Origin of the sequence: Brevundimonas sp. SORGH_AS_0993, assembly GCF_030818545.1 — a bacterium.
In the GTDB taxonomy this organism is placed as follows: Bacteria; Pseudomonadota; Alphaproteobacteria; order Caulobacterales; family Caulobacteraceae; genus Brevundimonas.
Window position 1 is genome coordinate 2,244,433 of record NZ_JAUTAH010000001.1, and the last position, 24,113, is coordinate 2,268,545.

Here is a 24,113-nt window from a genome sequence, read left to right on the forward strand (position 1 = left end):
TCGACAAGGCTGACGTGCCAAGGTGACACCATGACCCCCGTCCAGACCCCCGCCGATCTGAAGCCGATCACCGCCCTTCGCTTCGGCGCGGCGATCTGGGTCGCCATCTATACCTTCTGGGAAAACCTGGCCGGGGCGGGGCCATCCGGCCTGGTGTCCAGGGGGTATCTGGGGGTTGAGCTGTTCTTCGTCCTGTCGGGCTTCATCCTCAGCCACGTCTATCTGCAGGCGGCGGGCGAAAAGCGTTTCTCCTATCGCGGCTTTCTTTGGGCGCGGGTGGCGCGGATCTATCCGCTGCATGTCGCCACCCTGGTCGGGGTCGGCCTTCTGGCGGCGGCGGCCCTGATCGCGGGGATGAGCGTGGACGCCAATGTCTTGTCCTGGGCGTCGCTGCCGGCCAATCTGCTGATGGTCCACGCCTGGGGCCTGGCGCCGGTGGCGGGCTGGAACCATCCGTCATGGTCGATTTCGGCCGAATGGTTCGCCTATCTGTGCTTTCCCCTGTTCGCCTTCGTCTTCTGGCGCCTGCGCGACAAGCCGATCGCGGCCGTGGTGGGGGGCGCGGCCTTCCTGGCGGTGCTGTATTTCGGGTTCGAGCAGGCGGCGGGCTTTTCCCTGACCGAGGCCACCATTCGTTGGGGGGCGCTGCGGATCGTGCCGTGCTTCGCCCTGGGGTGCGCCCTGTACCTCGTCTACCGCAAGGCGCCGCTGAAGGCGCCCTGGATATGTGCGGCGATTAGCTTCGGCCTGATGGTCCTCAGCGCCGCCCTGGGGCTGTGGGACGCGATCACCGTCCTCCTGGCCGGCGCCTTGATCCTGTCGCTGGCCTCCCTGCCCAACGAACGCGCCGGCTGGCTGGCTTCGCGCACCGCAGTGTATCTGGGCGAGATCAGCTATTCCGTCTATATGGTCTGCGTGCCATGGAAACTGCTGGCCGTGGGCCTGGCCGCCAGGCTGACGGATGCGCCGGACAAGCAGCTTCAAATTTTCGTGTGGCTGGGAATTCTGGCCCTGCTGCCCGTGGGGGCCGCCGTGTCCTACCACCTTGTCGAACACCCGGCGCGCAAGGCTTTGCGCGGTATGGCCGCGCGCAAGAGCAAGGATTTAGACAGGAATATGAAGGACGGCGATACGCCGAAACAACTTGCTACAGGGCGTGAACCCGTGGCCTAAAGGGATTCCCTTAGGCAAGTCGGGATACCCTAAGTATGACCAAACGGCTGAAAGCCGCCGCGGTTGCGGCGACCCTCGGTTTTTTTGCGCTGGGCGCCCTGCCCGCTTCCGCAAAGGCTGACGAGCCGTATTGGCAATGCGTGACCTTCGCCCGCATGTTCTCGGGCATCAACATCTTCGGCGACGCCTGGACCTGGTGGCGCCAGGCCACCGCCAACTTCCGCACCGGAAAGGCGCCTGAAACCGGCTCCGTCCTGGTGTTCCGTCCCGAGGGCCGCATGAGCCGGGGCCACGTCGCCGTCGTCTCCGACATTCTGACCGACCGCGTCGTGCGCGTGACCCACGCCAACTGGGGCGGCAGCCGGGGCAAGGTGGAGGAGAACGTCACCGTCGTGGACGTTTCGCCCGCCAACGACTGGTCGCAGGTCAAGGTCTGGTACAATCCGATCAACGGCCTGGGCACCACCGTCTATCCGACCTACGGCTTCATCTACAAAGGCGCACGCGACGCCTTCGACGCCGGCCGTCAGATCGCCGCCAACGCGACTGGCCAAGGCCAGCACTGATCTGATCGCGCTCATCGCGGCGAAAGCCGGGACGCAGTCCTGTCGCTCGGATCGCTCGCACAGATCACCGCCCAGAACGTCGGGTCCCGGCTTTCGCCGGGGATGAGCGAGGGCATGGTTGCACCTTTCCCAGACACGCGCGATAGGCGGTCCATGACCCAATCCAGCGACATCACCTACGCCGGCTATCTGGCGTTGGACGACCTGCTTTCGACTCAGCATCCGCTGTCGGACCAGCATGACGAAATGCTGTTCGTCATCATTCACCAGACCAAGGAACTGTGGCTGAAGCAGATGCTGCACGAGGTGGCCCTGGCCCAGACCCTGGTGCGCGGCGGCGATCTGGTGCCCGCCTACAAGAGCCTGGCGCGGGTCAGCCGCATCCAGGCGGTCATGACCCAGAGCTGGGACATCCTGTCGACCATGACGCCGGCGGACTATCTGCGGTTCCGGGGCGTGCTGGGTTCGTCCTCCGGCTTTCAGAGCGATCAGTTTCGGCGCTTCGAGGCCATGCTGGGCTTGAAAGACGCCAGCTTCCTGAAGTTCCATGTCGAACGCCCGGCCGCCCATGCGGCGCTGAAGGCCGCCATCGCCGCACCCAGCCTCTATGACGACGCCTTGGCCCAGCTGGCGCGCGCGGGCCTGCCGGCGCCGGCCGCCGTGCTGAACCGCGACGTGACCCAACCCTATGAGCCGTCCGAGGCCGTCGAGGCCGCCTGGCTGGAGGTCTATCGCGATACCGAGCGATGGTGGGCGCTGTATCAGCTGGCCGAAAAGCTGGTCGATCTGGACGATGCGCTTCTGACCTGGCGGCACAAGCACGTCGTGACGGTCGAACGAATCATCGGGCGGCGGCGCGGCACCGGCGGCACCGAAGGGGCGACCTATCTGGCCTCGACCCTGACCAAGCGCTGTTTCCCCGAGCTGTGGTCTCTGCGCACCAAACTTTGATGTCGCAGGCGGCAACCAAGGCCGCAGCCCGTCCATTTCGTCCCTAACCGCAACTGCGGAAGGAATGGATGAGATGAGCAATCCCAACGCCCACGACATCAAGGTCCTGAACGGCCTGATCGAAACGACGCTGGACAGCGCGGACGGCTATCGCGAGGCCGCCCAGCAGACGAACGACGCCCACTATCGCGCCCTGTTCGAACGCCGAGCCGCTGAACGCCAGCAAATCGCCGACGACCTGTCGGCCGCCGTGCGCAGCCTGGGCGGCGATCCGGAATCCGACGGCTCCATCCTCGCCAAGGCCCACCGCGCCTTCCTGGATGTGAAGCACGCCCTGCTTCGCAACGATGATTCCGTCGTAGGGTCGATCAATTCGGGCGAGGGCTTCATCGCCGACAAATACGACAAGGCCCTGGAGGATACGGCCATCTCCGCCACCACGCGCGAGACCATTCGCCGGACCCATGCGGCCGTGAAGGCCGAGCACGAGCAGATGGAGGCCCTGAAGCACAGTCTGAAAGGCCAGCGAACCGAGGCCAGCCCCCTTTTTCCCCACTGACCCTGGCCACTGACCCTGGCCCACTGAGCTTGGCCCACTGACCTTGGCGCGCAGACATGAAAAAGGCCCCGGCGTCTTCGCCGGGGCCTTCGTCATTTCGAAACAGGGCCTGACTTAGGCTTCGTCGCTGCTCTTGTCGACCGAGCCGGTTTCAGGGATCACGACGCCCTTGGCCGGACGGACCGTCTGGCGTTCGGCGATACGGGCCGACTTGCCGCGACGATCACGCAGATAATAGAGCTTGGCGCGCCGCACGACGCCGCGGCGCTTCACTTCGATGGATTCGACGTTCGGCGACAGAATGGGGAATTTGCGCTCGACGCCTTCGCCGAACGAGATCTTGCGGACGGTGAAGGTCTCGTTCACGCCGCCGCCGTCACGGGCGATGCAGACGCCTTCGAAGGCCTGAACGCGCTCGCGCTCGCCTTCCTTGATCTTCACATTGACGCGCAGGGTGTCGCCGGGCTGGAATTCCGGGATCTTGCGTTCGCCCAGGACGCGGGCTTTTTCTTCAGCTTCCAGCTGTTGAACGATGTTCATGTCATTTCTCCTCGAGCTTGGCGCTCTTTACCTGTCATTTGGCGGGGCGAGCCCCGCAGATCCGCAAGGTCAAGCCTTGCGGGGCTGAGCGAGATGCGCCGCCCAGAGGTCCGGCCGCCGCTCCCGCGTCGTCGTCTCCCGCTGCGCCTGGCGCCATCCCGCGATCTTCTTGTGATCGCCCGACAGCAGCACCTCGGGTATCTCCAGCCCCTCGAACGTCCGCGGTCGCGTGTACTGCGGATGTTCCAGAAGCCCGTCCTCGAAGCTTTCGGACGACAGGCTGTCGCCTGAGCCGAGCACGCCGGGGATCAGTCTTACGCACGCCTCGATCACGACCATGGCCGCCGCCTCGCCGCCGGCGAGAACCGCGTCTCCGACCGAGACCTCCTCGAATCCGCGTGCATCCAGCACCCGCTGATCCACCCCCTCGAAACGACCGCACAGCACGACGATTCCGTCCGCCTGCGCCCATTCCTTGACGCGCGCCTGGGTCAGGGGCCGACCCCGGGCGCTCATGTACAAAAGCGGCCGTTTCGGCCCCGGCAGGCTATCGACCGCCCGAGCTACAACGTCCGCCTTCAACACCGCTCCCGGACCGCCGCCCGCAGGGGTGTCGTCCAGGAAGCCGCGCGTATCTGTGGAAAAGGCGCGAATGTCAACCGTGTCCAGGCTCCATAGGCCCTTCTCGCGCCAGGCCGTGCCGATCAGCGACACGCCGAGCGGGCCGGGAAAGGACTCGGGAAACATGGTCAGGACGGTGACGGTAAAGGGCATGGCGGCGGCTCATACACCAAAGCCCCGCTGCCCGCGAGGCGAGGCGGTCGTCGGCGTCAGTCGAAGATGTCGAAGATATCCATGCGCTTCTTTTTCTTGCGCCGGTCATCGTCGTCGTTCCGATAGCGGTCCCGATCACGCTCCCGATCATCGAAGCGGGTCCGGCTGTCGTGGCTGGCTTGAGGCGGAGCGTAGGCGGGGGCCGGCGCGACAGGGGCGCCGCGCGCCTCGCCCGAGGCGGCGGCCATCAGATTCTCCAGCTCGCCGCGATCCAGCCAGACGCCCCGGCAGGTCGGGCACATATCGAACTGAACGCCCGACCGTTCGACGGTCGTCATGGGCGCGCTGTCGTTGGGGCACATCAGAAGCGGCATGGAATCTCCGTATCGGTCAGTCCCCAAGATGGCGACGACCTTTCCCCGGCGCAGCGCGACCCGTTGCCGCGTCGGCGCGCGCCGCACCCCTGCAACCAAGGTCAAGCTTGGGCGTTGGGACGGAGCTTGACCATAAGGAGGTTCGTCATGCGCAAGATCGTCACCCTGTCGCTGGTGGCCGCCGCCTTGGCTGTCTCGGCCTGCAACACCATCGCCGGCGTCGGCCGCGACGTGTCGGCGGCCGGTTCGGCCGTGACACAGGGCGCCAACGACGCCAAACACTGAGGCCGTTGCAGGGAGACGAGGGGCCGACCCGCCTTCTCGTTTCCGTTGCGGTCAGAGGGTAGTTTGAGCTCTCAACCCAGAAGGAGACGGATCATGGGCATGCTGGACAATGTGCTGAACGGCCTGGGCGGCGACGCGGCCGGCGGCCTAGGCGATCTGCTGCGGGGCCAGGGCGGCGTCGGCGGCCTGGTCGAAAAGTTCAATCAGGCCGGCCTGGCCGACGTGGTCGGCTCCTGGATCGGGACCGGCGCCAACGCCAATATCTCGGCCGAACAGATCGCCGCCGTGATCGGCCACGGCCCCCTGGCCGACATGGCCGCCAAGATGGGCGTCACGCCCCAGCAGGCGGGCGAGACCCTGGCGGGCCTGCTGCCCGAAGCCATCGACCGCATGACCCCCGGCGGTCGGATCGACGGCGCCGACGACCTGCTGGCCAAGCTGCCGGCCGGGCTTGCGGGCGGCTTGGGCGACATGATCGGCGGCTTCCTGAAGCGCTGAGGCTATCGCTTTCGGCGCTTTTCCAAGGTTAGTCTGACCCATTCGAGGACGCAGAACACCACGGCGACCAGACCGATGGCTGCGGCGAACTGGAACATCGGCGCGAAGCCAGCCCTGTCCACCAGTTCGCCTAGGGGGGCGCGCCCCAGCGTCCCGATGAGGAGCGCCAAGGATGTGAAGACAGCGAACTGAACCGCGCCGAACAGTCTGTTTGAAAGTGCTGACAGATAGGCGACAAACGCGGCGCCGGCGAAGCCGCCAGCAATGTTCTCCCCGGCGATGGCGACCATCAGCCGAGCGAGAGGAGCGCCGACCCCGAAGGTCGAGAATACGCCGTACAGCCCGGTTGCTCGCATGAAAGGATCGATCACCGGCGCGCCCAAGGCCAAGTCCATCATGAGCAGATTCGTCGCGGCGCTCAGCACGGCTCCGATCAGAAGACAGGGCATGCGGCCGATGACGAGCAACGCCCAGCCGCCCAAGCCGATTCCCATCAGGGTCATCACGACGCCGAAGGTCTTGGACGCCAGCGCCACCTCGGTCATCGTTCGCCCCAGAGCACCGCCGTCCGTGCCCAAATAGAATGGATAGGCAAAAGGGCCCCAAATCCCATCGGTGATACGGTAGCTCAGAATCAGACCCAGAACGATCAACGCGCCCCAACCCAACCGACCCATCAACTCCACCAAGGGAGCCAGGATGGCGTCGTAAAACCGTTCGGACAATCCGCCATGGGAGTAACCTTGAGCGGAGGGCATCGCCCTGCTTCGCCATACCAGGAAACCGGCCAATCCTGCCGGCAGGAGAACGGCTGCGGTGACGATCCAGGCCCCCCAGGTCTGTATGAATTCGCCCGCGCTGGGCGCAGGGGTTGTCGTCAATGCCACGATCATGAAGCGGATCACCATGAAGGCGGACCAGGCCCAGGCCGTGAGCGTCACGATAAGGGCGATGCGGCGCAGAGCAGGGGTGGCGATACGCTCGCGCGTGATCGCCTGGCCGGCTGTCACGATAGGTTCGGGCGCAATGAGTGAGCCCAGCAATCCCAACCCCATCAGGCCAGCGCCGATCAGAAAGGTGGCCGGCCAACCGAGATTGTCCGCCAGGATCAGGGCGCCGGCGCCGCCGACCAGAGCCGCAGTGCGAAAGCCCAACTGATAGACCGCTGATAGCAGGTCCACAGGCGCACGATCATCCGCAGCCTCGATCCGCCAGGTGTCGATAACGATGTCCTGTGTCGCTGAAGCGAAGGCGCCTAGAGCGGCCGCAAACGCCAGGAATCCGACGGCGCCGGTCGCGGGGTGCGACAAGGCGATAATGACAAAGGCCAGAGCCAAAACGGCCTGACAGATCATCATCCAAGATCGCCTTTGTCCTAGTCGCCCTAAGCCCGGCAAACGCAAGCCGACTGCGGGCGACCAGAGAAACTTGAACGCGCCGAAAAGCCCGACCCAGGATAGGACCCCAATCGTTGCGACAGACACGGCAACAGCCGAAAGCCAAGCGTTCAGCGTGCCGAACAACATGGCGAAGGGCAGACCGGAAGAGAAGCCGAGCAGCAACATCGCTAGTGTGCGGCGCTCTCGGAAGGCGGCCTTGATGACACCGAAACCCTTGGGCTGTGGTCGCAGGGCGGCGACTTCATCTGCGGGGGTGGCTTTGTCGGTCATGGAACGCTCCGGCGGCGGCCGGAACGCGGACGCCTGAATCTCAGCCGACCTTGGCGCGGATGTCGCGCTTCGTCCAGCGGGCCAGCGCGGTGCGCAGTGAGGCGGCGTCCAACGGCTTTGTCAGGTGGTCGTTCATCCCGGCTTCGAGACAGGTGCGACGGTCCTCGGCGAAGGCGTTGGCGGTCAGGGCGACGATGGGGGTGACGTCGCCGGCGGCGCGGATCGCGCGCGCGGCGGCCGGCCCATCCATGCCCGGCATGCGCATATCCATGAAGACCAGATCGTAGCGTGCGCGCTGGAGGGCCTCGACCGCCTCGACGCCGGTGGCGGCCGTTTCGACGACGCAGCCCTCGCGGCGCAACAGGGTGCGCGCCAGCAGGGCGCCGACCGGATTGTCTTCGACCAGCAGGACGCGCGTTCCGGCGAACCGCGCCGGGGCGACGCGGTCGTCCAGGGGCGGGCGGGCCGGCGCGGCCTTGGCCTGGCTGTGGACGGCCCCGGCGGCGGCCCGAACCCGCTCGACCAGGGAGGCGCGGCGCAGGGGCTTGATCAGATAGCCGTGAGCGCCAGCGACGCGATAGCGGGCGATCAGGTCTCGCTCGGACGGTTTCAGCAGGACGATGGCGCGGCCCGTCTCGGGCAGGGCGGCCAGAGTCTGGCCGGGCGGGGCCGCTGCATGATCGACCAGAATGATCGGGGCGGAACAGGAGACCTTGCCGCCTGACGTCCGGATCTGATCGGCCGCCGCCGACCGGACGAACGGGTCGGGCGACTGGACCGCCACGGCCAGGCCGGCCAGCTCCGACCGGGGGACCTCGAACCCGGCCAGGGCGGGGAAGGCGGCCTCGAAGCGAAAACGGGCGCCGCGCCCCCGGCCGGGTCGATCCTCGATCCTGACCGTGCCTTCCATTGCTGTGGCCAGCTTGCGGACCACCGCCAGCCCCAGACCGGCGCCGTCATAGCGCACGGCGTCCGAGGAATCGGCATGGCCGAACTCCTCGAAGATGCGCTCGCGCGCCTCGGGCGCGACGCCGGGGCCGGTGTCGTCGACGATGAAGGACAGGCGAACCTGGTCGGGACCGGCTTCGCCGCCCGCCCGTTCGACCGCTATGCGGACCCCGCCGGTCTCGGTGAACTTCACCGCGTTGCCGGCCAGGTTGAACAGGACCTGGCGCAACCGCCCCTCGTCGGCCAGAATTCGCGGCACGTCGGCGGCCACCGACCACGCCATCTCCAGTCCCTTGTCGTGGGCGCGGGGGCTGAGCAGTTCGGCGACGCCGCGCACCAGATGTTCGGGATCGACGGGCGTCAGGTCGAATTCCAGAGAACCCGCCTCCAGCCGCGCGTAATCTAGGAGGTCGTTGACCAGGCCCAGCAGATGTTCGGCCGACTGGCGCGCGGCCTCGGCATAGGCGCGCTGGGCGCCGTCCAGCCGGGTGCGCTCCAACAAATTGATCATGCCGACGACACCGTTCAGCGGCGTGCGCATCTCATGGCTCATCAGTCGCAAGAACTGTTGGGACGGATCGGCCGCGCTCGCCGCCGACCCTGAAGCCGCCTGATCCTCGATCCGTTTCGCCGCGCGTCGCGCCATGCCGCCTGTCTCCGTCCTGGGCGCAGTCTAGGCGGTGCGGGTTAAGGATTGGTCCCCCGCTGTTCGACTTCACCGGATCGGTTGGAGATCAGTTGGAGAGGAAGGGCGCCTGCGCCGGGCCGGTCTTCCCCACGCCGAAGGCGGCGCCGCGGCGGTCGAACTCCGCCTGGGCGCCGACCGTGGCGCGGCGATAGATCAAGGCCTCGGCCACATGGCGGCGCAACACGCCGGTGGAGCCGTCCAGATCGGCGATGGTGCGCGCCAGGCGCAGTGTGCGGGTCCAGCCGCGCGCCGTCAGCCCCCCGGCCTCGCCCGCCCGCATCAGCAGCATTCGTCCGGCCTCGTCCGGGGTGGCGAAACGGTCCAAGGCCGCCCCGCCGATGCGGGCGTTCAGACCCTGGCTCGCTTCCAGCCCTGCTTCGCGCGCCCGATCCTCCTGCAGGGCGCGGGCCTGGGCGACGCGATCCCTGGCCTCGGCTGTGCCCTCGGCCGGCGGCGGCAGGGTCATGTCGGCGGCGGTGACGGGCGGCGTATCCACCGTCAGGTCGATGCGGTCGAACATCGGGCCGGACACCCGGTTCTGATAGTCGCGCTGGCAGCGGGGCGCCTTGCCGCAGGCGCCGCGTCCGGCTCCGCCCACGCCGCAGCGGCACGGGTTCATGGCCGCCACCAGCTGGAACCGCGCCGGATAGCGGATGTGGGCGTTGGCGCGGGCCACCACGATCTCCCCCGTCTCCAGGGGTGCGCGCAGCGAATCCAGGGCCTGGGCCGAGTATTCGGGCAGTTCGTCCAGGAAAAGCACGCCATTGTGGGCCAGGGACGCCTCGCCCGGCTTGGCGCGCAGGCCGCCGCCGGTCAGGGCCGCCATGGAGGCGGAGTGGTGAGGGCTACGGAACGGCCGGTCGCGCGTCAGGGCGCCGCGCTCGATCAGGCCGGCGATCGACCAGACCATGGAGGTCTCCAACAGCTCCTGCGAGGTCAGGGGCGGCAGCAGGCCCGGCAGGCGTTGCGCCATCATCGACTTGCCCGATCCCGGCGGCCCGATGAACAGCAGATTGTGGCCCCCGGCCGCCGCGATCTCCAGCGCCCGCTTGGCGCTCTCCTGGCCCTTGACCTCGCGCAGGTCCGGCACGGCGCCGCCGTCGGCCAGGGGGCCGGGTTCGGGCGCGCGCAGGACCTGCGCGCCCTTGAAATGGTTGACCAGGCCGATCAGCGAACGCGGGGCCAGAATGCGCGCGCCGCCGGCCCAGGCGGCCTCCGGCCCCGTAGCCTCGGGACAGATCAGGCCCAGACCCATGGCGTCGGCGGCGACGGCGGCGGGCAGGGCGCCGCCCACCCGCGCGATCTGGCCGTCCAGGCCCAGCTCGCCGATGGCGGCCCAGCCGTCCAGGGCGTCAGGGGCGATCACCCCCATGGCCGCCATCAGGGCCAGGGCGATGGGCAGGTCGAAATGGCTGCCCTCCTTGGGCAGGTCGGCCGGCGCCAGATTGGCGATGATCCGCTTGGCGGGCAGGGCCAGACCGATGCCGGCGAAGGCGCCGCGCACCCGCTCCTTGCTTTCGGCCACGGCCTTGTCCGGCAGGCCGACGATGTTGAACACGGTCGGTCCGTCGCTGCCGACCAGTTGGACCTCCACGTCCACGCGCCGGGCTTCCACTCCGTCGAAGGCGACTGTGACGACCCGCGCGACCATATGTTCCTCTCCGTCGTGGCGAGGAACAAAACACGAACCGAAATCTAATTCAAGTCGTGTTCACGCAACCTGTGCGGCGCGGTTCTTTTCGATCACGTCCCACATCGCGGCCGTGGCGTCGATCCCCGTGAACTGTTTCAGCTGTTGGGCGCCGGTGGGCGAGGTGACGTTGATTTCGGTCATCCAGTCGCCGATCACGTCGATGCCGACGAAGATCAGACCCCGCGCCTTCAGCGTCGGACCGATGGCGGCGCAGATCTCCAGATCGCGCGGCGTCAGCTCGACCGGGGCGGCCGTGCCCCCGACCCTAAGGTTGGAGCGGACCTGATCCTTGGCCGGAATGCGGTTGATCGCGCCCACGGGCTCGCCATCGACCAGCAGAATGCGTTTGTCGCCCTTGGACACGGCGGGCAGGAATTTCTGGATCACCAGCGGATCGCGCGATCCGGCCGCGTGGATTTCGATCAGGGCGTCCAGGTTCGGATCGTCCGCCTTCAGCCGCACCACCCCCGAACCGGCGGCGCCGTGCAGGGGCTTCAGCACCACCTCGCCGTGACGGCGATGGAAGGCGCTGAGCTGGACGGGATCGGAGGTGATCAGGGTCGGCGGCGTCAAATCGGGAAAGCGCGTGACCAAGAGCTTCTCGGGCGCCGAACGCACTTCGGCCGGGTCGTTGACCACCAGCGTCTGCGGATGGACCGTCTCCAGCAGATAGGTGGCGGTGACATAGGCCATGTCGAACGGCGGGTCCTGACGCATCAGGATCACGTCCACGTCGCGGCCCAGGTCCAGCCGCGTCTCCTCGCCGAAGGTCACATGGTCGCCGACCAGCCGCCGTAGGGTCACGGGCCGGGCGCGGCAGTACAGACGGCCCTCCTCCAGCGCCAGGGTGCGGAAGTCATAGACCCACAGCCGGTGCCCGCGCGCCTGAGCCGTCTCGGCCATCAGGAAGGTGGTGTCCGAGGCGATGTTCACCGCCTCGATCGGGTCCATCTGGAGGGCGACTCTGAGGGTCATTTTTATTGGGCCTATCGCGCGTGATGCTGCTTGAGGCCCGGTGGGCGCGCGGCGCCTGGGCCCTGGTTGAGGGTGGGATGGGGGCCTGGATCAGTCCAGGGGGCGCGCTTCCTCGACCAGCATGATCGGCACGCCCTCGCGGATCGGATAGGCCAGTTTGGCGCCGGCCGAGACCAGTTCGCCGGCCTCGCGGTCATAGGTCAGCTTGCCGCGCGTGACGGGACAGACCAGCACCTCCAGAAGGCGGGGATCGACAGAGACCGGGGTGTTGAAGGCGTCGCTCATTGTTCTGGGCCTATCGCGCTGTCGCTAGTTGAGGGAGTCCTTAGCGGCCTACCGCGCTTCGCGCTACTTGAGGCCATTGTTTGGGCTGTCGCGCTGGCGTCGCTTCAGGCTGCTGCGAGGGTGCGCACCGCGCTACTGGATAGGCGGGGCGTCGCCGTCGCCGCCGTCGGCGGCGTCGATGCGCAGCAGGGCCGTCAGGGCCTGGGCGCGATCCATCAGGCCGTTCGCCTCCAGAAGCGCCTGTTTCTCGGCCGGTTCGAACGGCAGGGCCATGGACAGGCTGTTGACCAGGGCCTCCATCGGCGCGCTCTCTGCCGTGTCCCAGTCGATGTCCATGGCGCGGTGGGCCAGATAGCCGCGCAGGGCGTCCAGGAAACCGTCCCGGTCGAAGTCGGGCTCCTCGACCGGAGAGGCCAGGTCGGCGGCGTAATCCTCGAACGCCGCCCTCACCTGGCGATAGGGCGCCTTGGACGGCAGTTCGGCGGCGATGCGGAAGCGCGAAATCCCCGTCAGGGTGATCAGATAGCGGCCGTCGGACGTCTCCGCAAAACTGGTGATGCGCCCGGCGCAGCCGACCGGCGACAGGCCAGGCAAGGCGCGCGTCCCGCCCGTCGGTTGAACCAGGCCGATCAGCCGGTCGCCCGCCATGGCGTCGTCCACCATGTTCAGATAGCGGGGCTCGAACACGTTCAGCGGCAGCTGGCCGCGCGCCAGCAGAATGACCCCCGACAGCGGAAAGACCGGGATCACCTGCGGCAGATCGGAGGCCTTCACATAGGCTTGCGGCATGAAGTCTTTCCTTTGGCCTATCGCGCTTCGCGCTACTTGAGGCCGTCGTCCTTGGCCTATCGCGCTTCGCGCGGCTTGAGGTTCTTGGGCGGATTGAGGCCGTGTCTAACAGCTTGTCGCGCTTCGCGCTCCCTAAGAGAACAGGATCGACGACAGGCGCCGGCGTCCATCCTTGGACACGTCGGAACTCAGGCCCGCCGCTTCGAAGATGACCAGCAACTGTTTGCGCGCTGCCTGATCGTTCCACTCGCGGTCGGCCTGGACGATGGCCAACAGATTGTCGACCGCGCCCTTGAAGTCGCCGGCCGCGCTCTGGGCCTCCGCCAGGTCGAAGCGCGCCTGATGATCGTTCGGATCGGCGGCGACCTTGGCCTCAAGCTCGGCCGAGGCGCCCGCCAGATCGCCAGTGGGGGCCTTGGACGCCAGGGCCAGCTGGGCGCGCACGCTCTGCACCGTCGGCTCCTTGGAATCCTGCGGCGCCATGGCGATGGTCTGGGCCGCCTGCTCGGGGTCCCCGCCCGCCAGATAGACCCGCGCCATGCCGGCGATGGCCTTTTCATTCTCCGGCTCGATCGACAGGACGTGGGCGAACGCCTGGGCCGCGCCGCCAAAGTCGTTCAGGCCCAGCGATTCCTCGCCCAACTCCAGCAGTTGCGCCGTTTCGGTCGAGCCGCCCTGACCGCCGGTCAGCTTGTCGATGAAGGCCTTGATCTGACTGTCGGGAATGGCGCCCTGGAAGCCGTCGACCGGCTGGCCGTTGACGAAGGCGTAGACCGTCGGGATCGACTGCACCCGCAACTGGCCCGCATAGGCCGGGTTGGCGTCCACATCGATCTTGACCATCTTCACCGCCCCCTTGGCGGCGCGCACGGCCTTCTCCAGCGCAGGCCCCAGGGTCCGGCACGGCCCGCACCAGGTGGCCCAGAAGTCGACGATGACCGGTTGGTGCTTGGACGCCTCGATGACGTCGGCCATGAAGGAGGCGTCCGTGCCTTCCTTGATCAGGTCGCCGGCGGCGTCGGGGGGCAGGGTCGGGTCGAGCAGGGTCATGGGCGAGGTCCGCGCAGAGATCGGTCAGGTTCAACGGTTCAGATGGCGTCGGGATGCGTCGGCATCAAGCGGCGATTTGGTTGCGCCGGGATTTCAGACGGTGGTCGCGAAAAACACCGTCTGAATCGTCTGAATAGTGCGAAATCCCCCCGCCGCTCGTCCGATGCATCGACCGTCGGTTACGAGATGGGGCGGCGGCGCTGATCGTCAAGCTGACGTTGGGGGCTTCTGATAAGGGTGGAGAGCGGACGGCCGTTTTGAGCAGCCATCCAACTCCACTGTCAGGGTCAGGAGATCTCAATCCTTTCGAAGGTTTGCGTAGATCCACGACGCCACATTCGTGACCGGGATGCCGTGTTTGTGGTTGAACGTGCCGTCCTTGCTCCAAGCCACACCCCGGCCGATGGCGAAGGCAGCGCGATATTTGCGCATCATGTTCTGCGGATCCTGAGCTAACTCATCCATCAAGAAGGGCACGGTCCATTCCGATCGGCTGAAGGAACGACCAAGCGCGACCTCCAGCTTGTCGGCGACGTCCCCGTAGCTCACGGTGTCTCCGGCGAGGAAGACGATTTCGTTCCGAATTGTGGGTTCGAAAAACACGATCTCGGCGGTCAGCACGCCGATGTCGTCAGGCGTTGTGAGCGTCACTTGGGTGTCGAGGCTGCCCAAGGCGTGGACGGCGCTGTTTTGCAGATCGACCACCCCGAACTCGGGTTCGAACAGGTAGCTCATGAACATGCCGGTCGAGATCACGACCCATTCGGTCTTGTTCTGCGACCGCAGCAGTTCCCGGACGTCCAACTGTGCGTCGAAAATGTCCTGCGGGCCGCCGCGCCCGATGGCTTCGAAATCGACCCCGAACTGCCATGGGAAGTATCGGGGAATTCCGGCCTGGAGCGCGGCCTTTGCGAGCTTCATGGGCGTGTTCACGCCCGCGGCATATCCGGCGCACCCGATCACCGTGTCATAGCCGGAAAACACCTCGGCCAACTCATCGACTGAGCTCTTCACCAGATCGCCAATGACAATCTCGATGCCGAGATCGCGCAGCTCGGCGACGTCGCGCGCCTTGCCCGGATCAGCAGATGTGACGGCGCTGGAGCGAAGCAGCACACTGATCTTCGTTCCATCTATCGCCTTCGCACGGCGCGCCAGATTACGCAGGACCGGCATGCCCAGTTCACCGGCGCCCAGCACCAGGATGTTTCGGGATTTCACGGTTGAAGTTGCATCAGTCATCGATCACGCCTCTTAGAGTTCGTTGCGGCGATGATCTGGCGATCGCTCGACATCAGCGAAAGAAGGCACATGGGTGATACTGCGTTCGACCCGCTTAACCGTGACGAGCTTCTCCTATATTCGCAGGCGGTTTGTGACGGCTTGCGCGACGACGACGACGGACTCCGCCGAGAGATCCTAGCGCACGCAGGTAGTCGATGGTCGCTCGGTGTGGTCCACACCCTCGGCGTCTATGGTCAACTGCGGCACGCGGACATCGGCAGACGCATGCATGGCGTCACTCAGCGGATGCTGACCCGAACCTTGCGGCTGCTTGAGCGCGACGGACTGGTCATCCGTCATGATTTTGAAGAGGTGCCGCCTAGGGTCGAATATCGGTTGTCAGAGACGGGCTTTGAGCTGCTAGCTCGAATGGTGCCGCTCTGGACATGGATCGTCGAGAACGCAGAAAGTTTTCGACGAGTCCGCCTGGCCTTCGACGAGAGGCAGGAGGAAACAAGCGAAGGGCTGACGTCAGAACAGACCTGACAGTCAAAATCTCGGAGTCAAAGGTCCGCAGTGGGTCGAACAAAGTCATGAGCTTCCCGGCTCAAGGCTGACATCGCAAGTGCAGGTTGGGTGATCCCAATAACGCTTTGGATCAACCCAACGCCTCGAAATTCAACACTAACGGCTCTCGCCCCAGCAACCCCAGCACCCGCCGGAACGCCGTCTGGTCCAGCGCCGTCGTCGCCGTATTGGTCAGGGGGTGGAAGTTGACGATGTCGGCGTCCCACAGGCGCTGGTCCACCACGAAGGTCACGCGGCGCTCGATGTCGTTGATCAGTCCCAGCGCCGTGACCGAGCCGGGGCGGACGCCCAAGGTCTCCCACATCAGGCTCTCGGCGCCGAACGACAGGCGGCCTGAGCCCATGACGACGGCGGCGCGCTTCAGGTCGATGACCGTGTCCTGACGCGCCGAGATCAGCCACAGCCGGCCCTTGTGATCCTTCAGGAACAGGTTCTTGGTGTGGGCGCCCGGCAGGTCGGCCTTGAGGTCCAGCCCTTCCTCGACGCGAAAGACGGCCGGGTGGTCGTGGGTGACGTGATCGACGCCGTTCGCCTTCAGCCAGGCGGTCAGGGTCTCACGGTCGAAAGCGGGTGCGTCAGTCATGGTTGAGCCGTCGGGTTTCGGGCGTTAGGAAACGTCCATGGTCGATACCGTCAAGACACGCCCGCTGGAACTGGAATGCTATCCGATGACGGCCCGGCCGCCGGATTTGGTGCCCGGCCGCCAGTCGCGCAACTGGATGGACGCCTTCATCAGTCGGCACCCTTATCGGTGCCTGCCGCTGAACATGGCCAACACCACGGGGTGGGAAATCCTGTGCCCATTCGGCTTCTCGGCCGAGTGGAATGGCGGCCCGCGTCAGGAAGACATCGTCATCACGCCGGATCGGCCCCAGCACGACCTGGACCATTTCGTCACCTCGCACTTCTCGCGCGGGGTGCTGACCATGCATCCGCAATATCTGTTCCGCACGCCGCCCGGCTGGGGGATGATGTGTTCGGGGTCGCCCAACCATGTGAAGGACGGCATCCAGCCGCTGGTCGGCCTGATCGAGACGGACTGGCTGCCCTTCCCCTTCACGATGAACTGGATCTTCACCCGACCGGGACGGATCACCTTCGAGAAGGGCGAGCCCTTCTGCTTCATCAATCTGATCGAGCACAAGAAGGTCGAGCAGTTCCAGCCGATCATCCGCACCCTGGAATCCAACCCGACCATGAAGGGCCAGTTCGAAGCCTGGAACCGCGCCCGCACCGACTTCAACCAGCGCCTGGCCGGCGGCGACCCCGACGCGGCCAAGGAGGCGTGGCAGCGGTTTTACTTCAAGGGCGAACTGCCCGAGGAACTGGGCGCGGCCCCGGCCACCCACTCCAACAAGCGCCGGCTGAAAGCGCCGCGCGTAGGCTGACCTTCAAACCTCACGTCATTCCGGGGCTGAGCGAAGCCGAGACCCCGGAATGACGCAGGCCGGAACGACGCAGGATTGAAACCTGGCGGAGCGACGTCCTAGGCGCCGGGGCGCGTCACGCGGGGGCCTAGGTTCTGAACGACTTCGCGCGCGTCGAAGGCGTTGGGATCACCGGCCGGCTTCGGACCGCGCCCCATGACGATCTCGGCGCTGGCCTCGTAGCGGTCGATCTGGCGCGTGTCGAAGTCGCGCGGACCCCAGCGGTCCCACGGGCTCCAGAAGCCGCCGCGATAGTAGCGCCACGACGGACCCCAGTAGGGGCCATAGAAGCTGGAATAGGGTCCGTAGAAGGGATCGGGCGTGGTGACGTAGCGGGTGTCCCGCTCGGTCGCGCGATTGACGGTGGCGAACCAGTCATAACCGCTTTCGACCGTCACTTCGGCCGAGCGCAGCAACAGCGACATCTCCACCTGTTCGCGCGAGGTGACGGAGTTGCCGGCGAAGGTCACGCGATAGCGGTTGGTCTCCAGCCGCTGTTCGGCATAGCCGCCGCGCTGGCCATTGAAGCCGGCGGGTTGGTAGGGTGTGGCGGTCGCGCAGGCGGCCAGCGCCAGACCGGCCACCATGGTCACGGCCAGGGTCTTGAGGGGGAGGACTTTCATTGAACGACGACTCCTTGAGCGCCCTATAGGGCGCGCTGACGGCTGAACGGTGCATGAACGGCGAAGTTCAAAGCCAATCTAAGGCGGCGCGAGACTCCGTCCAGAGCCTGATCCGTCGAGAAGTAACCGCTATGCGATTCCGTCCAAAATGATCGGGCGTCTAAAGACGCAGGACGATCAGGACGGCGGCGGTCATCAGGAGAAGGCCCACGACCACGCCGAACCCGCGACGAAAGCGCGGCCGCTGCATGCGTCGTGACAGGGCGGCGCCGGACAGGGCGTAGGTGCTCATCGACACCATGTCCATGCCGATGGCGGCGAGGGCGAACAGGGCCAACTGCGGCGCGACCGGGCGCGACACGTCCACGAACGGCGGCAGGACGGCGGTGAAGAACAGGATGGCCTTGGGATTGGCGATCTGCACGGCGAAACCGTCGGCGAAGGCGCTGCGGCCCTTCCTGACCACGACGTGATCGGGCTGGGCGGCCGTGGCGAAGGCGCCGCGCAGGGCCTTGATCCCCAGCCAGGCGACATAGACGGCGCCCAGGACGGCGATGACCTTGAAGGCGGCGGGGAAGGCCTTGACCAGGGCGGCCAGCCCCAGGGCGGCGGCTCCGAACCAGACTAGGGTGGCGGCGTTCATGCCCAGCACCCCGACCAGGGCCGAGGCGCGGCCCTTCTCCATCCCCGTGGCGACGGCGAACAGATTGGCCGGGCCGGGTGTCACGGCCATGACCGCCATCACGCCGAGGAAGGTGGAGTAGAGGTGCGGATCGACGGGCAGGGCGTGCATGCGGCGCGGTGTCGCGTCCCCTCGTCCCTAGGTCAAGCGCCAGGGGCAAGCGCCAAGGTAAAAGCGTCGCTCAGGCGTCGCTCAGGCGACCGTCGCCCTCAGGGCCGGCGCGGGGCGGGCGGCGGTGTCGGAGCCTCGGGCTGTTCGGGGGCCTCGGGCGCTTCCATCGCCTCCGTCGCTTCGACCCGGTCCTCCACCGCGTCGGCGGCCTGGTCCAGGGCGTACTGGGCGATCAGGCCGTAGGTTTCCATCTGGTCCTTGTCGGGATTGGTCCAGGCGCTGTTGCGGACGATGCCCTCGCCGGCGACCACGCCGTGCGCCATGCCGTCGGCCATGGCCTGTTTGACCTCGGGGTCGTTGAGGGCGTCCTGCACGAGGGCCTCCACGTCGATGTCCTGTAGCGCCTGGGCGGCGACTTCGCCCGCGTGCTGGGTCGCCTGGGCGGTGAAGGCGGTCACGTCGGGCTGATACTCGGCCCACAGGGCGGCGACGCGGCGGCCGCGTTCGGCTTCGCTGAGGCTTTCGTCTTCGGAAAGGGCCTCGGCGCGCTTGCCGAACTCTTCCATGCGCGCCTCGAATGCCTGGGCGGCGGCGTCCAGCCGGGCCTCGGCCGCACCGGCGGGCGCGGCTCCATCCTGGGCCAGGGCGGAAGACAGGGGCAGAAGGGCCAGGGCGGCGGTCAGGCTGAGCAGGCGGATCATGGGAGAGCTCCCGTTGACGACCCGCGCAAACTCGACCCAAGGCCGCCCGGCCTCAAGTGAAATCGCGGTAAGGCGGCCTTACTGCGGCGTCGTCGGCTGGGCGGCGCCGGCGGCCGAGGCGGCCTCGATCTTGGCGCGCGCGTCTGCGGGGATTCCCTTGATCTGCTGAATCGCCGGCGCGACCTGTTCGGCGGTCGCCTGTCCGCTGCTGACGGCGAAGGTTTCGACCTCGGCGGCGAAGGCGTCGACCTGGGGCTGATACTTGGTTTCGATGGCGTCCAGATCGGCCTTGGCCTTGGTCTTGTCGGTCTGGGCCAGGGCGGCGCGCATTTCGCCGGCCATGGCCTCCATCGTCCGGCCGAAGGCCTCGGCCTTGGCCTCGAAGGCGGCCTCAGCGGGATTCTCGGCCGCAGGGGCGGGCGCGGCGGCGGCGGGCGGGGCGGCGGTCTGGGCCACGGCGGGGGCCGCGACGACCAGGGCGGCGACGGCCGCGACGGAACACAGAAGACGCATGGGAACACTCCGGGCGCCAGCCGGTATGGCCGGAAACGCAATGACCCCACTATAGCAGTCGGCGCCCCTCCGTCACGGACGAGAATCGGGCGCTTCGCCAAGGTTGCATCACGATCAAGCGATGCTAGCTTTCGGCTATGTTGATCGCTCTCTTCGCCGCAGCCGTGATTCAGGCCGCACCCGCCCCACCGCCTGTAGTCTGGATTGATCCGCCCAGGATCGAGATGCCGCCCAAGGCCCTGGAGGCGGGCGCTTCCGGCGTCGTCGTGCTTCGGTGCGCGTTCAATGCGCAGGGACGGGCGATCAATTGCATCGTCGTTTCCGAGACGCCGCCGGGGCTTGGCTTTGGTCGTGAAGCCCTGCGCGGCGTACGCATGGGGCAGGCGCAAATCGACCAGCCGGGACCGCGCGAGGTCAGGCTGAACTTCCACACGCGCTGAACCGACGCTCGCGCCTGTAATTCGCCGCCGTCTTTTGGCATAAGCCCGCGATGAAGTTCCTCGACCAAGCCAAGATCTACATCCGTTCGGGCAACGGCGGCGCGGGCTCCGTGTCGTTCCGACGCGAGAAATTCATTCCCAACGGCGGGCCGGACGGCGGCGACGGCGGGCGCGGCGGCGACGTCTGGATCGAGGCGGTCGAGGGGCTGAACACCCTGATCGACTATCGCTATCAGCAGCATTTCAAGGCCCAGACGGGCCACCACGGCCAGGGCCGCCAGATGCACGGCGGCAAGGGCGAGGATGTGGTCCTGAAGGTGCCGGTCGGCACCCAGGTGCTGGACGAGGACAAGGAGACGGTCCTTCTGGACATGGACACGGCCGGCAAGACCGAACTGCTGCTGAAGGGCGGTAACGGCGGCTGGGGCAACACCCGGTTCAAGGGGCCGGTCAACCAGGCGCCCACCCACGCCAATCCGGGCCAGGAAGGCCAAGAGCGGTGGATCTGGCTGCGGCTGAAGCTGATCGCGGACATCGGGCTGGCGGGCCTGCCCAATGCGGGCAAGTCCACCTTCCTGTCGGCGGCGAGCGCCGCCAAGCCCAAGATCGCCGACTATCCCTTCACCACCCTGACGCCAAACCTGGGGATGGTGGACCTGTCACCGACCGAACGCTTCGTCATCGCCGACATCCCCGGCCTGATCGAAGGCGCCAGCGACGGAGCGGGGCTGGGCACGCGTTTTCTGGGCCATGTCGAGCGTTCGGCCAGCCTGATCCATCTGATCGACGGAACCCAGGACGACGTGGCCGAGGCCTATCGCATCATCCGCGGCGAACTGGAGGCCTATGGCGAGGGCCTGGCCGACAAGGCCGAGATCCTGGCCCTGAACAAGATCGACGCCCTGACGCCCCAGATGCGCGAAGAAAAGGCCGCCGAGCTGGAGGCCGTCGCCGGCCGCCGGCCCATGCTGGTCTCCGGCGTCTCGGGCGAAGGCGTGGCCAGCCTGCTGCGCGCCGCCTGGGCCGAGGTCAAGAAGACGCGCGGAGCCTTGGCCGGCGAAGGCGCCGCCGACCAGATCAGCGGCTGGCGACCCTGAGGCCCGGAAAGTCTGAGAGCCTGAGGCGGCCCTAGCCTGTCGCCTCGGCGCCGGCTTCGGTCGTGGCCGCGGCCCTGCGGCGCGGTTTCGAGGGCGGCGGCTTGGCCTTGGTCTTGCCCTCGTCGGCATAGGGTTCGCCGTCGCCCGACAGCAGCACCGCCATCCAGCGAGAGCCCTTGAACTCGGCCAGGACGGCCATGGCCATGACCGCCAGCGGAGTGGACAGGAACATGCCGACCACGCCCCAAAGCTTGCCCCAGAAGGCCAGGGCCAGCAGGACGACCACCGGGTCGATGTTCTGGTTGTCGCCCTGCATGCGCGGCTGGACGAAGTTGCCGACCACGAACAGAATGATCTGCAAGCCTACCAGCAGGATGGCGGCGGGCCAGTAGCTTTCGAACTGGACAAGGGCGAACAGCGGCGGGGCCAGGCCGGCGACCGCCCCGCCCAGCACCGGGATGAAGCCGACGATGAAGATGACGAAGGTCCAGAACTCGGCGTTCTGAAGCCCGACCGCCCGCATCAGCAGCCAGGCGGCGGCGCAGATCATGACCCCTGTCACCGCCTGGACCCACAGATAGCCCTCCACCCCGCCGCGCACGCGCTTGAACACCGCCACGGCCTCGTTGCGGTGGGCGGTGTTGGGGAACATGGCGACGATCTTGCGCTGGAACCCCATCTGCGAGGCCAGGAGGAAGCCCAGATAGATCAGGACGAAGAAGGCGCTGGAGACCACGCCCTGCACCTGCATGGCGGTGGCGGCCAGATAGCCCCGAATGTCGATGCTGTTGATCAGGTCCTGGGCCTTGGGCGGATTGGCCAGGTGGAACAGGCCGAAGACGTCGCGGATGATCTGGTCGATGCGCGGGCCGATGTTGGCCGAGACGCCCGACGCCTGGCCGAAGAAGCCGGCCGCTCCGTTCACGATGATGCCGATGGAGGCGAAGAAGCCCAGGACCACCAGGGTCAGGGCCGCGATCCCGGCCCAGCGGCGCGGCAGGGGGGTGCGCGTCTCGATGCTGCGCTTGACCCCGTCGATCATGATCAGAAGGAAGATCGCCATCGCCAGGGGCGTCAGAATGTCCCGCAGCCAATAGACGGCGGCCCCGGCGGCGACGGTGGCGACGACGGCCAGGGCGTTGCGCGACGCGGTTTCGGGCGGGGTGACGATGGCGCTTTTCATTGTCTTGTCTTCGGCTTGAGCGACGAGCGCGTCAATCGCTGTTCCGGGCGTCGCCGTCATGCTCTAGAGCTTGATCGCCACGCTTGCGGAGACCGGCATGTCCGACACCCCCACCGGCCTGTTCATCGGCCAGTCCGACGCCAACGCGCCAGAGACCCTTCTGTTCAACCGGGCCAATCGCCACGGTGTCGTCGCCGGCGCCACGGGCACGGGCAAGACCGTCACCCTGCAGATCATGGCCCAGGGTTTTTCGGACGCCGGGGTGCCGGTCTTCTGTTCGGACGTTAAGGGCGACCTGTCGGGCGTCTGCCAGCCGGGAACGCCCAACGACAAGCTGCTGGCCCGCGCCGCCGAGATGGGCCTGACCCTGACGCCGCGCGCGGCCCCGACCGTCTTCTGGGACCTGTACGGCCAGAAGGGGCATCCGATCCGCACCACGGTGTCAGAGATCGGGCCCGTGCTGCTGGCGCGGATGCTGAACTTGAACGAGGTTCAGGAGGGCGTGCTGACGGTCGCCTTCCACGTCGCGGACAAGGAGGGTCTGTTGCTGCTGGACCTGGGCGATCTGCGCAGCCTGCTGGTCTATGTGGGCGAGAACGCCGAGCGCATCGGGCGAGAGGTCGGCAACGTCGCCCCCGCCTCCATCGCCGCCATCCAGCGCGCCCTGCTGCAGCTGGAGCAGCAGGGCGGCGACGCCTTCTTCGGCGAACCGGCCCTGCGGCTGGAGGACATGATCCGCGTCGGTCTGGACGGCCGGGGCCAGGTCAATGTGCTGGATTCCACCCGCCTGATGAACAGCCCGCGCCTGTATGCGGCCTTCCTGCTGTGGCTGCTGTCCGAGCTGTTCGAGCAACTGCCCGAGGTCGGCGATCCCGACAAGCCGCGTCTGGTCTTCTTCTTCGACGAGGCGCACCTGCTGTTCAACGACGCACCCAAGGCCCTGCTCGAAAAGGTGGAACAGGTGGTGCGCCTGATCCGCTCCAAGGGAGTCGGCGTCTATTTCGTGACCCAGAATCCGGCCGACATTCCCGACACCGTCCTGGCCCAGCTAGGCAACCGGGTGCAGCACGCCTTGCGCGCCTACACCCCCTCGGATCAGAAGGGTCTTCGGGCCGCATCGCAGAGCTTCCGCGCAAATCCGGCCTTCGACACGGCCGAGGCGATCCAGGCCCTGGGCGTGGGCGAGGCCCTGGTCTCGCTGCTGGACGAGAAGGGCGCCCCGACCGTGGTGGCCCGCACGAAGATCCGTCCGCCCGACTCGCGTTTGGGCCCGGCGACCGACGCGGAGCGCGCGGCCGTCATGGCCGCCAGCCCCGTGCGCGGCGTCTACGAGCAGGCGGTGAACCGCGAATCCGCCGAGGAAATCCTGGCGGCCCGCCACGCCGCCAGCGACCAGGCCGCCGCCGACGCCAAGGCTCGGGCCGACGCCGCCAAGGCCGCCGAGGTCCAGGCCAGGCTGGACGCCAGGGCCGCGGCCGCCCAGGCGAAGGAAGAGGCCAAGGAACAGACGCGCATCGCTCGCGCCCCCGCCGCCCCGCGCCGTTCCACCCGCGAGACGCCGATCGAGGCCCTGACCAAGTCGGTGCTGCGGACGGCCGGCTCGACCCTGACCCGCGAACTGCTGCGCGGCGTGCTGGGCGGGTTGAAGCGGCGCTAGGGATCGGCCGCCGCCCCTTGCAACTGGGCAAGGGACGGCGCATCTCCCG

At 67.2% G+C, this 24,113-nt stretch carries 28 protein-coding genes; 11 read left to right on the top strand and 17 right to left on the bottom strand.

Annotated elements, in window-relative coordinates:
* Positions 1 to 30: 30 nt before the first annotated feature.
* From QE389_RS11100 to QE389_RS11115, 4 genes are all read left to right on the top strand, one after another.
* Positions 31 to 1,173 (top strand): acyltransferase, encoded by a 1,143-nt coding sequence (locus QE389_RS11100; protein WP_307367262.1) that lies wholly within the window; start codon positions 31 to 33, stop codon positions 1,171 to 1,173.
* Between the two features lie 35 nt (positions 1,174 to 1,208).
* Entirely contained in the window at positions 1,209 to 1,739 is a 531-nt protein-coding gene (locus tag QE389_RS11105; protein ID WP_307367264.1) for a CHAP domain-containing protein, read from the top strand.
* Positions 1,740 to 1,892: 153 nt separating this feature from the next.
* Complete coding sequence (locus QE389_RS11110) at positions 1,893 to 2,690, top strand: tryptophan 2,3-dioxygenase (RefSeq protein WP_307367266.1); 798 nt, start codon at positions 1,893 to 1,895, stop codon at positions 2,688 to 2,690.
* A gap of 73 nt (positions 2,691 to 2,763) precedes the next feature.
* The gene (locus QE389_RS11115; RefSeq protein WP_307367268.1) at positions 2,764 to 3,249 is read left to right on the top strand and encodes a PA2169 family four-helix-bundle protein; all 486 of its coding nucleotides are present in this window, start codon (positions 2,764 to 2,766) and stop codon (positions 3,247 to 3,249) included.
* Between the two features lie 114 nt (positions 3,250 to 3,363).
* On the opposite strand, the gene rplS is transcribed toward QE389_RS11115, so the two are convergent.
* The 3 genes from rplS to QE389_RS11130 all read right to left on the bottom strand — a co-directional run bounded on the left by rplS (position 3,364) and on the right by QE389_RS11130 (position 4,937).
* Positions 3,364 to 3,789, bottom strand: a complete 426-nt coding sequence (gene rplS / locus QE389_RS11120; RefSeq protein WP_307367269.1) for a 50S ribosomal protein L19 — start codon at positions 3,787 to 3,789, stop codon at positions 3,364 to 3,366.
* 69 nt (positions 3,790 to 3,858) lie between these two features.
* The gene (gene trmD / locus QE389_RS11125) at positions 3,859 to 4,563 is read right to left on the bottom strand and encodes a tRNA (guanosine(37)-N1)-methyltransferase TrmD (protein WP_307367272.1); all 705 of its coding nucleotides are present in this window, start codon (positions 4,561 to 4,563) and stop codon (positions 3,859 to 3,861) included.
* Positions 4,564 to 4,619: 56 nt separating this feature from the next.
* The gene (locus tag QE389_RS11130) at positions 4,620 to 4,937 is read right to left on the bottom strand and encodes a zf-TFIIB domain-containing protein (RefSeq protein ID WP_307367273.1); all 318 of its coding nucleotides are present in this window, start codon (positions 4,935 to 4,937) and stop codon (positions 4,620 to 4,622) included.
* Positions 4,938 to 5,084: 147 nt separating this feature from the next.
* Here QE389_RS11130 and QE389_RS11135 point away from each other — a divergent pair, with 147 nt between their 5' ends.
* Together QE389_RS11135 and QE389_RS11140 are read left to right on the top strand one after the other, a co-directional pair.
* Positions 5,085 to 5,222 carry an entericidin A/B family lipoprotein gene (locus tag QE389_RS11135; RefSeq protein WP_307367275.1) on the top strand — a complete coding sequence of 46 codons (138 nt, stop codon included), beginning with the start codon at positions 5,085 to 5,087 and terminating at the stop codon, positions 5,220 to 5,222.
* Between the two features lie 93 nt (positions 5,223 to 5,315).
* Positions 5,316 to 5,720: a YidB family protein gene (locus tag QE389_RS11140; protein ID WP_307367277.1), complete on the top strand. Its 405-nt coding sequence runs from the start codon at positions 5,316 to 5,318 to the stop codon at positions 5,718 to 5,720.
* Between the two features lie 2 nt (positions 5,721 to 5,722).
* Here the strand turns inward: QE389_RS11140 and QE389_RS11145 are convergent, their stop codons facing one another.
* From QE389_RS11145 to QE389_RS11180, 8 genes are all read right to left on the bottom strand, one after another.
* Positions 5,723 to 7,390 (bottom strand): beta-lactamase induction signal transducer, encoded by a 1,668-nt coding sequence (locus QE389_RS11145; protein ID WP_307367279.1) that lies wholly within the window; start codon positions 7,388 to 7,390, stop codon positions 5,723 to 5,725.
* Positions 7,391 to 7,430: 40 nt separating this feature from the next.
* A complete protein-coding gene (locus QE389_RS11150) occupies positions 7,431 to 8,984 on the bottom strand; it encodes a response regulator (protein ID WP_307367281.1) in 1,554 nt (517 codons plus the stop codon).
* An 88-nt stretch (positions 8,985 to 9,072) separates the two neighbouring features.
* Positions 9,073 to 10,677 carry a YifB family Mg chelatase-like AAA ATPase gene (locus QE389_RS11155; protein WP_307367283.1) on the bottom strand — a complete coding sequence of 535 codons (1,605 nt, stop codon included), beginning with the start codon at positions 10,675 to 10,677 and terminating at the stop codon, positions 9,073 to 9,075.
* A 60-nt stretch (positions 10,678 to 10,737) separates the two neighbouring features.
* Positions 10,738 to 11,694, bottom strand: a complete 957-nt coding sequence (gene gshB, locus QE389_RS11160) for a glutathione synthase (protein ID WP_307367286.1) — start codon at positions 11,692 to 11,694, stop codon at positions 10,738 to 10,740.
* 90 nt (positions 11,695 to 11,784) lie between these two features.
* Positions 11,785 to 11,979 (bottom strand): Trm112 family protein, encoded by a 195-nt coding sequence (locus QE389_RS11165; RefSeq protein WP_307367288.1) that lies wholly within the window; start codon positions 11,977 to 11,979, stop codon positions 11,785 to 11,787.
* 132 nt (positions 11,980 to 12,111) lie between these two features.
* Positions 12,112 to 12,768, bottom strand: a complete 657-nt coding sequence (locus tag QE389_RS11170) for an LON peptidase substrate-binding domain-containing protein (protein WP_307367290.1) — start codon at positions 12,766 to 12,768, stop codon at positions 12,112 to 12,114.
* A gap of 132 nt (positions 12,769 to 12,900) precedes the next feature.
* Complete coding sequence (gene trxA, locus QE389_RS11175; protein WP_307367292.1) at positions 12,901 to 13,818, bottom strand: thioredoxin; 918 nt, start codon at positions 13,816 to 13,818, stop codon at positions 12,901 to 12,903.
* A gap of 297 nt (positions 13,819 to 14,115) precedes the next feature.
* On the bottom strand, positions 14,116 to 15,060 hold the full coding sequence (locus QE389_RS11180) for an aromatic alcohol reductase (protein WP_307367294.1): 945 nt from the start codon (positions 15,058 to 15,060) through the stop codon (positions 14,116 to 14,118).
* A gap of 69 nt (positions 15,061 to 15,129) precedes the next feature.
* Between QE389_RS11180 and QE389_RS11185 the strand changes: the two genes are divergently transcribed.
* Positions 15,130 to 15,588 carry a helix-turn-helix domain-containing protein gene (locus QE389_RS11185; protein ID WP_307367297.1) on the top strand — a complete coding sequence of 153 codons (459 nt, stop codon included), beginning with the start codon at positions 15,130 to 15,132 and terminating at the stop codon, positions 15,586 to 15,588.
* Positions 15,589 to 15,700: 112 nt separating this feature from the next.
* Here the strand turns inward: QE389_RS11185 and QE389_RS11190 are convergent, their stop codons facing one another.
* Positions 15,701 to 16,213 carry a prolyl-tRNA synthetase associated domain-containing protein gene (locus tag QE389_RS11190; RefSeq protein ID WP_307367299.1) on the bottom strand — a complete coding sequence of 171 codons (513 nt, stop codon included), beginning with the start codon at positions 16,211 to 16,213 and terminating at the stop codon, positions 15,701 to 15,703.
* Between the two features lie 37 nt (positions 16,214 to 16,250).
* Between QE389_RS11190 and QE389_RS11195 the strand changes: the two genes are divergently transcribed.
* Positions 16,251 to 17,018, top strand: a complete 768-nt coding sequence (locus tag QE389_RS11195) for a DUF6065 family protein (protein WP_307367301.1) — start codon at positions 16,251 to 16,253, stop codon at positions 17,016 to 17,018.
* A gap of 98 nt (positions 17,019 to 17,116) precedes the next feature.
* On the opposite strand, the gene QE389_RS11200 is transcribed toward QE389_RS11195, so the two are convergent.
* The 4 genes from QE389_RS11200 to QE389_RS11215 form a co-directional block, all read right to left on the bottom strand.
* Complete coding sequence (locus QE389_RS11200) at positions 17,117 to 17,680, bottom strand: hypothetical protein (RefSeq protein WP_307367303.1); 564 nt, start codon at positions 17,678 to 17,680, stop codon at positions 17,117 to 17,119.
* A gap of 160 nt (positions 17,681 to 17,840) precedes the next feature.
* Positions 17,841 to 18,473, bottom strand: coding sequence for a LysE family translocator (locus tag QE389_RS11205; protein ID WP_307367305.1), 633 nt, complete (start codon positions 18,471 to 18,473; stop codon positions 17,841 to 17,843).
* 98 nt (positions 18,474 to 18,571) lie between these two features.
* On the bottom strand, positions 18,572 to 19,174 hold the full coding sequence (locus tag QE389_RS11210; RefSeq protein ID WP_307367307.1) for a hypothetical protein: 603 nt from the start codon (positions 19,172 to 19,174) through the stop codon (positions 18,572 to 18,574).
* Positions 19,175 to 19,252: 78 nt separating this feature from the next.
* Positions 19,253 to 19,687 (bottom strand): hypothetical protein, encoded by a 435-nt coding sequence (locus QE389_RS11215; protein ID WP_307367309.1) that lies wholly within the window; start codon positions 19,685 to 19,687, stop codon positions 19,253 to 19,255.
* Positions 19,688 to 19,824: 137 nt separating this feature from the next.
* On the opposite strand from QE389_RS11215, the gene QE389_RS11220 reads away from it, so the two are divergent.
* Positions 19,825 to 20,127, top strand: a complete 303-nt coding sequence (locus tag QE389_RS11220; protein ID WP_307367310.1) for an energy transducer TonB — start codon at positions 19,825 to 19,827, stop codon at positions 20,125 to 20,127.
* Positions 20,128 to 20,177: 50 nt separating this feature from the next.
* Positions 20,178 to 21,224, top strand: a complete 1,047-nt coding sequence (obgE, locus tag QE389_RS11225) for a GTPase ObgE (RefSeq protein WP_307367312.1) — start codon at positions 20,178 to 20,180, stop codon at positions 21,222 to 21,224.
* A gap of 31 nt (positions 21,225 to 21,255) precedes the next feature.
* Here obgE and QE389_RS11230 read toward each other — a convergent pair whose 3' ends face one another.
* On the bottom strand, positions 21,256 to 22,407 hold the full coding sequence (locus tag QE389_RS11230; RefSeq protein WP_307367314.1) for an AI-2E family transporter: 1,152 nt from the start codon (positions 22,405 to 22,407) through the stop codon (positions 21,256 to 21,258).
* Between the two features lie 97 nt (positions 22,408 to 22,504).
* Here QE389_RS11230 and QE389_RS11235 point away from each other — a divergent pair, with 97 nt between their 5' ends.
* Positions 22,505 to 24,064: a helicase HerA-like domain-containing protein gene (locus tag QE389_RS11235; RefSeq protein ID WP_307367316.1), complete on the top strand. Its 1,560-nt coding sequence runs from the start codon at positions 22,505 to 22,507 to the stop codon at positions 24,062 to 24,064.
* The last annotated feature ends 49 nt before the right edge of the window (positions 24,065 to 24,113 follow it).